This is a genomic window from Pseudonocardia pini (genome assembly GCF_013870575.1).
GTDB classification, from domain to species: Bacteria; Actinomycetota; Actinomycetes; order Mycobacteriales; family Pseudonocardiaceae; genus Pseudonocardia; species Pseudonocardia pini.
Window position 1 is genome coordinate 1 of record NZ_JACBXB010000170.1, and the last position, 8,612, is coordinate 8,612.

The window sequence follows — 8,612 nt, forward strand, 5'->3', positions numbered from 1 at the left end:
GCACGTTCGACACCGCCCTCGCCACCGCGTGCAACGACTCCGCCGAACGGCTCGCACCCCCGCAGGTCGCGGAGCTGGCGAACCGCTGGGGCACGCAGTACCCGCTGTTCGGGGTGGCCGCGGCGCACCGGCTGCTGGCCTGCGGGCCGTGGCCGACCGCCCCCGGCGCGCCCGACCTCACCGCGCTGCCGCCGGAGACCCCGCCGCTGCTGGTGCTGGGCAAGGCGGCGGACCCCGGCGCCCCGTCCGCGGGCGCACGGCGGGTGGCACAGCTGTTGGGCCGCAGCGCCTTCGTGGGGTGGGAGGGCGCGGGCCAGGGGGCCTACCCCCGCAACGCCTGCGTCACCGCCCTGGTGGAACAGGTCCTCGTCGCGGGCGCGATGCCCAGAGACGGCACCGTCTGCCCCGCCTGACCCCACTCGCGTCATGGAGCCACAACCGTCGTGTCGGAGGCTCCGACCGACAGTTGTGGCTCCACCATGCGTTCTCGGGGGTCAGGCGGTGTCGGCGCCGATGAAGCCCTTCTCCACCATCCAGTCCCTGGCGACGATGGCGGTGTCCTCGCCGTCGACGTCGACGCGCTTGCCGAGCTCGATCATCTCCTCGTTGTTCAGCGCCATCGCCACGGGCTGCATGACCTGCTCGATCTCCGGGTGCTGCCGGTAGAAGTCCTCGCGCAGCACGACGGAGATGTTGTACTGCGGGAAGAACTTCTTGTCGTCCTCGAGCACGCGCAGGTTGAGCCCGGCGATCCGGCCGTCCGTCGTGAAGATCTCACCGAAGTTGCAGGTGCCGTTGGCGACGCCTGCGTAGATCGCGCCGGTGCCGAAGGTCTTCACCTCGGTCGTCGGGAAGCCGTAGGTCTTCTGCACGCCCGGGAGGCCGTCCTGGCGGCTGGCGAACTCGGTCTCCACGCAGAACACGGCCTGGTCCGGGTTCTGGGTGAGGAAGGTCGTCATGTCCGAGGTCGTCCTCAGGTTGTGCTGCTGCGCGTAGGCCTCCGTGACGCCGAACGCGTAGGTGTTGTTCAGCTCGGAGTACGGGAGCCACCGGATCCCGTTCTGCGCCAGGTCCTCGTCCCGGACCGCCACGAACTGCCCCTGCTCGTCGGGGATCGGGTCCGTGTGGCCCAGGTAGTTGATCCAGCCCGTGCCGGAGTACTCCCAGGTCAGGTCGATGTCCCCGGTCTTGAGCGCGAGCCGGGAGTTCGACGAGCCCTGGATGTTCGTGAGGTCCCGGACGTCGGCCCCCGCGGCGGCGAGCGCGAGCTCGGCCATGTACCCGACGAGGATCTGCTCGGTGAAGTCCTTGGAGCCCACCGTGATCGTGACGCCCTGGAGCGCGGGGACCGGCTGGATCGAGCCCGGGGTGACCGTGAACGGGACCGCGGTGTTGGTCGAGAGGCCGCAGCCGGTGAGGACGAACGCACCCGCCAGCAGCGCCGCGGCGAGTCTCTTCACGCGGTTCACTCGGAGGCCCCCTTGGGTGACAGCCACACCTCGGCCATGCCGCCGAGCCAGTCGACGAGCAGGGCCAACCCGATCGCCAGCACCGCCCCCACGTACATCACCGAGTTGAGCTGCAGCTTGTAGCCGGTGTCGATCAGCTCGCCGAGCCCGCCGCCGTTGACGAAGAAGGCCAGGGTGGCCGTGCCGACGGCCAGCACCAGTGCCGTGCGGAGCCCCGCCAGGATGAGCGGGACGGCCAACGGCAGCTCCACCTTGAACAGCACGCCCGAGGCGGACATCCCGATCCCGCGGCCCGCGTCGATCAGCGACCGGTCCACCTGCTGGATGCCGACCATCGTGTTCCGCAGCACCGGGAGCAGCGTGTAGAAGATCAGCGGGATCGACACGGCCCAGAGGCCCTCGATGCCCGTCCACAGGAAGAACAGCACGATCACGCCGAGTGCGGGCGCCGCCTGGCCGATGTTCGCGATCGCCAGGAACACGGGGCTGAGCCACTTCAGCGCGGGCCGGGTCAGCGCGATGCCCAGCGGCACCGCGATCACCACGACCAGCACGCTCACCACCAGCGTGATCAGGATGTGCTGGCCGGTCAGCGTCAGGATCGTGGGCAGGTTCAGGGTCTCGGACTCGTTGGCGTTGAGGTCGCCCGCCAGCACCCAGGTCAGCACCGCGGCGACGATCACCACGACGGCGATCGGCTGGATGAACAGCCGGATGCGGTCGGACCGTCTCGCGACGCTGGGCTTCTCCTCGAAGGACCGGGTCTCGCTGATCCCGGCCAGGCCCTCCGCGACGGCTGTCATGCCTCGTCCCCGGCGTGCTCCTCGCGGACGTTCGCGATCACGCTCGTCACGGTGTCGATGTCGATCGTGCCCAGCAGCTCGCCGCGGTTGCCGGTGACGACCGCGCGCCCGCCCTCGGTGAGGATCGCCTCGAGGGCGTCCTGCAGCGTGGACTGGACCGACACCGAGTCCCCGACCGGCTTGCCGACCGTCGAGAGGTCCTGCCTGCCCGCCAGCTCGCGGACGTGCACCCAGCGCTGCGGGCGCTTGCGCGCGTCGAGCACCAAGGCGTACACGCGGCCCGCCTTGGTCAGCTTCTCCGCGACGGCGGCGGGGCGCTCGTGGTCGCCGACGGCGAGCACCTCGTCGGTGTGGTACTGCACGTCGCGGACCCGCATCAGGGTGAGCTGCTTGAGGCTCGCGCCCGCCCCCACGAACCCGGCGACGGTGTCGTTGGCCGGGTTGGCCAGGATCGCGTCGGGCGTGTCGTACTGCTGGATCGACGACCGGTCCCCCAGCACGGCGATCTTGTCGCCGAGCTTCACGGCCTCGTCGAAGTCGTGGGTGACGAACACGATCGTCTTGCCCAGCTCGGACTGCAGACGCAGCAGCTCGTCCTGCAGGTTGCCGCGGGTGATCGGGTCGACGGCGCCGAACGGCTCGTCCATCAGAAGCACCGGCGGGTCCGCGGCGAGCGCCCGGGCCACCCCGACGCGCTGCTGCTGACCACCGGAGAGCTGGCGGGGCAGCCGCTTCGCGAAGGTCCCCGGGTCCAGGCCGACGAGGTCCATCATCTCCTCGACGCGGGCGTCGATCCGCTTCTTGTCCCACTTGAGGAGCCCGGGGACCACGGCGATGTTCTGGGCGACCGTGTAGTGCGGGAACAGTCCGGCCTGCTGGATGGCGTAGCCGATCCCGCGGCGGAGCTCGTCGGCGTCGAGGCTGAGCGCGTCCTGCCCGCCGATGGTGATCACGCCCGAGGTCGGCTCGACCATCCGGTTGATCATCCGCATCGTCGTCGTCTTGCCGCAGCCGGAGGGCCCGACGAACACCACGACCTTCCCCGCGGGGATGGTCATGCTGAACTCCTCGACCGCGGGGGCCGCGGTGTTCGGGTACTTCTTGGTGACCTTCTCCAGGCGGATCTCCGCTCCGGAGACACCCTGCTCGGTGGGCTGGTCGAGAGTCTCAGTCACGGATCCCCCTCGGGACGGTCAGACGGGAGATCAGGACGAAGATCCCGTCGAGGATCAGGGCCAGGATGACCACGCCGAGGGTTCCGGCGAGCGCCTGGTTGAGCGAGTTGGCCGACCCCGCGCGGGTCAGCCCCGAGAAGACCTCCGAGCCGAGGCCGAAGCCCTTGGCGTAGGCCGCGATCACCGCGATGCCCATCAGCATCTGCGCGGATACCCGCATGCCGGTGAGGATCGCGGGCCAGGCCAGCCGCAGCTCGACGCGCGAGAGCACGCCGACCCGGCTCATCCCGATGCCCTTCGCGGCGTCGGACACCGCGGGATCCACCCCGGCCAGCCCGACGATCGTGTTGCGCACGATCGGGAGCAGCCCGTACAGGGTGAGGGCGATGACGCTCGGCGTGACGCCGAGGCCGACGATCGGGATCAACAGGCCCAACAGGGCGAAGGACGGGATGGTCAGGATCGTGCTGGACAACGCGGTCGCGATGGCCGATCCGGCTGAGCTGCGGTACACGAGGACGCCGACGGCCACCCCGATGATCGCGGCGAGGATCACGCACTGGACCACACCGCTGACGTGCAGCCATGCCTGTAGCGACAGCCGGTCCCAGCGCTCGGCGACGTACTGCCAGAGGCTCATCCCCCACCTCCTCTCGTCACCGTTGCACGCGGCCGCTACTCGGCCGGGCGGTGTGCGAACCCTACGGGGATGGAACGGTTCGCGCCGGGTATCCGGAGAGCACGTCGTCCGTGTCCTGCTCCGGACACCACCGCGACCTGCTCCTTCCGGCGGCGGCACCGCTCACCGGATCAGCCTGTCGTTAATCGTGATGAAACCTGGCGTCCGGCCGAAACCATCGGCGCGGGTGCCGCGACAGGCCGGTGGAAGTCACGTCGGACACCTGTCGGGGGTAACAAGTCGATGACCATGATCCTGCCGGACCGCGCCACCTCGGTCGCGCCGCTGTCGGCCCACGTCGCGGGGGTCGTGACCAGCGCCTGTCGCTGCGGCCACGGCGCCGAGTCGCACGAGCACTGGCGTGCGGGCAGCGACTGCGCCACCTGCGGCTGCCGTCGCTTCCGGGCCGAGCGCGCCGGGATCAGGGTCTTCCGCTAGTCCTGCGCCAGTCATTCGCTAGTCCTTGGTGCGGGCCCGGCTGGGCTGCACCCGCATCGGCTCGCCCGGCATCTTCGGGTACTCTGGCGGGTAGGGCATCTCGCCCAGCCCGTCCGCCTCGTACCACTCCAGGGCGGTCTCGCAGCCGCCCCGCTCCTCCCCCATCTCCGCGTGCGCGTCCCCGCGGTCGGCGAGCAGGCCGGGGACGGTGCGGAGGGTGAAGTCGTCCGGCTCGGCGGCGGCCAGGTCGTCCCAGGTCAACGGCATGGAGACGGTCGCGCGCGGGAGGCCGCGGATCGACCAGGCGCTCGCGATGGTGCGGTCCCGGGCCGCCTGGTTGAAGTCGAGGAACACGCGCTCGCCGCGCTCCTCCTTCCACCACGCGACGGTCGCCTTCTCCGGGATCCGGTCGGCGACCCGGCGGGCGATGGTGATGACCGCGCGTCGGACCTGGATGAAGTCCCACTCCGGCCGGATCGGCGCGAACACGTGCAGCCCGCGGCCGCCGGACGTCTTCGGCCAGCCGGTCAGCCCCGCCTCGGTGAGGACCTCGCGCAGGACGCCCGCGACCTCGACCGCGTCGGCGAAGTCGGTGCCGGGCTGGGGGTCGAGGTCGATCCGCAGCTCGTCCGGGTGGTCGGTGTCCGGGCGGCGGACCGGCCACGGGTGGAAGTCCAGCGTGCCCATGTTCGCGGCCCACGCGATCGACGCCGGCTCGGTGGGACAGAAGGTGTCCGCGGTCCGGCCGCTGGGGAAGGTGACCTTCGCGGTCTCGATGTGGTCCGGCGCGCCCTTCGGCAGCCGCTTGGCGAAGAACGGCTCGCCGTCGACGCCGTCGGGATAGCGCTTGAGGTTGGTCGGCCGTTCGCGGAGGACCTTCACCATCGGCTCGGCCACGGCGAGGTAGTACTCCATCACCTCGCGCTTGGTGATCCCGAGCTCCGGGAAGACGACCTTGTCCGGGCTGGTGAGCCGCACCTCGCGCCCACCGACGTCCAGCAGGATGACCGACTTCGCCGCCATGGCGGCGAACCTACCGGCTCGCGCCGATCATCGGGGCTACCCTGGCCGACATGAGCGAGGGCTGGACGCGTCGTTTCGACGACGAGCTGTGCGGTCTGGATCCCGCCGACCCGGAGGCCCGTGCGTTCGCCGAGCACCTGGACCGCATGCAGCGGGACCGGCCGTCGTTCACGGTCGAGGGGTACCTGGACGGGGTGTCGGACTTCGCGGAGTCCGCCAACCGCGCGCAGGGCGGGCGGTACTGGGCGGCGGTCGGCGTCGTCGTGCTGCTGTTGGTGGGCGTGGTGTGGGTCGTCGCGAACGCGCTCGTGTTCGTGCTCGGCACCTGGTTGTAGCGCGAAACATCTGCGGCCCTCCCGGCGTTCTGGTCTACGGCATCCGATGCCGGGAAGGGTTAGCGTGAACGCATGGGTCTGTTCAGCCGTGAGACGTCCTCGACCGAGCCCGCCGCCGCGGTCGTGAAGACCGAGGCCGAGTGGCGGGAGCAGCTCAGCCCCGCCGAGTACCAGGTGCTCCGCCAGGCGGGGACCGAGCGCCCGTTCGTCGGGGAGTACACCGACACCAAGACGGTCGGGGTCTACCACTGTCGCGCCTGTGGCGCGGAGTTGTTCAAGTCCGAGACGAAGTTCGAGTCGCACTGCGGCTGGCCCTCCTTCTACGCACCGGAGGACGCCGCCGTGATCGAGAAGGTGGACACCACGCTCGGCATGCGCCGGGTCGAGGTCGTCTGCGCCGCCTGCCACAGCCACCTGGGGCACGTGTTCGAGGGCGAGGGCTACCCCACCCCCACGGACCTGCGGTACTGCATCAACTCGATCTCGATGACGCTCGAGCCCGCGGAGTAGCCACTGCGGCCCGGGGCGCACGGGAGATCCCGTGCGCCCACGAGGTGGCTCCTACGGGAGCGTGCTGACCAGGTCCCCGACCTCGACCCGGGGGCCGGTGTAGAAGGGGATCTCCTCGCGGACGTGGCGGCGGGCCTCCGTGCCGCGCAGGTGGCGCATGAGGTCGACGATCCGGTGCAGCTCGTCCGCCTCGAAGGCGAGGATCCACTCGTAGTCGCCGAGGGCGAAGGCCGGGACGGTGTTGGCCCGCACGTCCGGGTAGTCGCGGGCCTCCTTGCCGTGGTCGGCGAGCATCTTGCGACGCTCGTCGTCCGGCAGGAGGTACCACTCCAGGGAGCGGACGAACGGGTACACGCAGACGTAGCGCTTGGGGTCCTCACCGGCGAGGAACGCCGGGATGTGGCTCTTGTTGAACTCCGCCGGGCGGTGCAGCGCGACCTGGCTCCAGACCGGGGTGGACGCCCGCCCGAGGCTCGTCTCGCGGCGCAGGTCCGCGTAGGCCGCCTGCAGCGCCTCGAGGTTGTCCGCGTGCCACCAGACCATGTAGTCCGCGTCCGCCCGCACACCCGCGAGGTCGTACACCCCGCGCACCACCACGCCCTTGCCCTGGAGCTGGTCCACGAACTCGGCGGCCTGCGTGGCGGCGGCCGCGCGGTCCTCGCCGAGCCTGCCGGGTTCCACCCGGAACACCGACCACATGGTGTAGCGGATCGTCGCGTTCAGCTCGGCGTAGTCGAGGCGGGCCATGGGCCTCATGCTGCCACGGCCTGCACCCCGGCCGACCGAGACCCACCCCACTCCGGCTCCCCCACACGAGTTCGAGACCAGACCGGCGACACGCGCCACCGCAGGCCTCGAACCACCTGGAGCCCTCCGCGGCCCAGCGGACCCCAGATCGCCGCGTCCGACCCATCGACGCCGTTTACGGCACGGGTGGGTCAGCGGACTGATCAAGGGCTCAGGGGTGCGAATCCCTCGCCCGGTCACCGTCGATCGGCGCCCAGCAGCTCCGTGGCGAGGCGATCCGCGGCCAACCGCGCCGTCCCGATACACGCGGGGACCCCGACTCCGTGCAGGGCCGCGCCGACGACCTCGAGGCCCGGTAGCCCCGCCGTCGCGGCCTCGATCGCCGCCACCCGCCCGCCGTGGCCGACCGCGTACTGCGGGAGGCCACCGCCCCATCGCTGCACGTGCACGTCGACCGGCGCGGCGGTGATCCCATGGAGGGTCTCCAGGTCACGGCGGGCGCGGGCGACCAGCTCCGCGTCGTCGACCTGCAGCGACGCCACCTCGCCGAACCGACCCATCGACACCCGCAGGCGCAGGAGGCCGTCGGGCGAGACGTGGGCCCACTTGGTCGACGAGTGCGTGGCCGCCTTGATCGCCAGCGGCTCGTCCGCCGCGACCAGGACCCCCGAGGTGTCCGGCCCCGCGACGTCCCCGTACGCCAGCGCCACCACCGCGGACGACGCCAGCTCGATCTCCCCCAGCGGCCCTGCCGCCTCGGTGCCCGCCACGAGCCTCGCCGCCGCAGGCGCCGGGACGGCGAGCACCACGGCGTCGACCTCGAGCTGCTCGGGGGCGGTGGTCGGCCCGGAGGTCAGACGCCATCCCCGGGCGGTCCGAGCGAGCTCACGGACGGTCGTGCCCAGCCGCAGCTCCGCCTTCGACGCCGAGAGCAGCGCCTCGAGCAGCACCCGGTACCCCCCGCGGACCGCGCCGAACACCGCACCCGCGGTCTGCCCCGAGACCCGGGGTCCACCGGAGCCGGCGGGGTCGGTCGGGCGACCTGCACTCACGAGACCCGCGGGACCGCCCTGTCCGACCCGCGCGTCCACGGTGTCCGACTCGCGCGTCGAAACCGGGGGACTCGCGGGGGTGGGGTGTCCGACTCGCGCGTCGAGAGTGGGGGACTCGCGCGTCGAGACCGGGGGACTCGCGGGGGGTGGGGTGGTGGCTCTGGTCGCTGCCTCGGTCAGGGACACCGCCCCCGCGTCCAGGGCCGCGGCCAGGGTGGGGATGGTGGCTCTGAGGCCCAGCGAATCGACCCTGCCTGCGTAGACACCGCCGAGCAGCGGCTCCACCAGGCGCTCGGCGACCTCGTGGCCGAAGCGCTCGCGGAGCAGGCCGCCCAGAGCCACGTCCGAGCCGGGTTCCCAGCTCAGGGGGCGGGTCCGTTC

11 protein-coding genes are annotated in these 8,612 nt (G+C 71.5%); 4 read left to right on the top strand and 7 right to left on the bottom strand.

Translation table 11 applies throughout. The features are described 5' to 3' along the window. A partial coding sequence (locus H5J29_RS12455) for an alpha/beta hydrolase (RefSeq protein WP_181781097.1) occupies positions 1 to 413 on the top strand: 413 nt, incomplete at its 5' end. Positions 414 to 494: 81 nt separating this feature from the next. On the opposite strand, the gene H5J29_RS12460 is transcribed toward H5J29_RS12455, so the two are convergent. Genes H5J29_RS12460 through H5J29_RS12475 form a run of 4 tightly spaced genes read right to left on the bottom strand, consistent with a single transcriptional unit; the run spans position 495 to position 4,087 of the window. After that, positions 495 to 1,460, bottom strand: coding sequence for a glycine betaine ABC transporter substrate-binding protein (locus tag H5J29_RS12460; protein WP_181781098.1), 966 nt, complete (start codon positions 1,458 to 1,460; stop codon positions 495 to 497). A 5-nt stretch (positions 1,461 to 1,465) separates the two neighbouring features. Continuing rightward, the gene (locus H5J29_RS12465; RefSeq protein WP_181781099.1) at positions 1,466 to 2,272 is read right to left on the bottom strand and encodes an ABC transporter permease; all 807 of its coding nucleotides are present in this window, start codon (positions 2,270 to 2,272) and stop codon (positions 1,466 to 1,468) included. Further along, positions 2,269 to 3,447 carry an ABC transporter ATP-binding protein gene (locus H5J29_RS12470; RefSeq protein ID WP_312858180.1) on the bottom strand — a complete coding sequence of 393 codons (1,179 nt, stop codon included), beginning with the start codon at positions 3,445 to 3,447 and terminating at the stop codon, positions 2,269 to 2,271. Before H5J29_RS12470 ends, H5J29_RS12465 begins: the two co-directional genes overlap by 4 nt. Beyond that, the gene (locus H5J29_RS12475) at positions 3,440 to 4,087 is read right to left on the bottom strand and encodes an ABC transporter permease (protein WP_181781100.1); all 648 of its coding nucleotides are present in this window, start codon (positions 4,085 to 4,087) and stop codon (positions 3,440 to 3,442) included. Before H5J29_RS12475 ends, H5J29_RS12470 begins: the two co-directional genes overlap by 8 nt. A gap of 282 nt (positions 4,088 to 4,369) precedes the next feature. On the opposite strand from H5J29_RS12475, the gene H5J29_RS12480 reads away from it, so the two are divergent. Continuing rightward, a complete protein-coding gene (locus H5J29_RS12480; RefSeq protein ID WP_181781101.1) occupies positions 4,370 to 4,564 on the top strand; it encodes a hypothetical protein in 195 nt (64 codons plus the stop codon). Between the two features lie 18 nt (positions 4,565 to 4,582). On the opposite strand, the gene ligD is transcribed toward H5J29_RS12480, so the two are convergent. Continuing rightward, entirely contained in the window at positions 4,583 to 5,587 is a 1,005-nt protein-coding gene (gene ligD / locus H5J29_RS12485; protein ID WP_181781102.1) for a non-homologous end-joining DNA ligase, read from the bottom strand. Between the two features lie 50 nt (positions 5,588 to 5,637). Here ligD and H5J29_RS12490 point away from each other — a divergent pair, with 50 nt between their 5' ends. Then, entirely contained in the window at positions 5,638 to 5,922 is a 285-nt protein-coding gene (locus H5J29_RS12490; protein WP_181781103.1) for a hypothetical protein, read from the top strand. Between the two features lie 72 nt (positions 5,923 to 5,994). Further along, the gene (gene msrB, locus H5J29_RS12495; RefSeq protein ID WP_181781104.1) at positions 5,995 to 6,432 is read left to right on the top strand and encodes a peptide-methionine (R)-S-oxide reductase MsrB; all 438 of its coding nucleotides are present in this window, start codon (positions 5,995 to 5,997) and stop codon (positions 6,430 to 6,432) included. A gap of 51 nt (positions 6,433 to 6,483) precedes the next feature. Here msrB and hemQ read toward each other — a convergent pair whose 3' ends face one another. Continuing rightward, on the bottom strand, positions 6,484 to 7,179 hold the full coding sequence (gene hemQ, locus H5J29_RS12500; protein ID WP_181781105.1) for a hydrogen peroxide-dependent heme synthase: 696 nt from the start codon (positions 7,177 to 7,179) through the stop codon (positions 6,484 to 6,486). Positions 7,180 to 7,415: 236 nt separating this feature from the next. After that, positions 7,416 to 8,612: FAD-dependent oxidoreductase (locus H5J29_RS12505; protein ID WP_181781106.1), on the bottom strand; the 1,197-nt coding region annotated here is incomplete at its 5' end.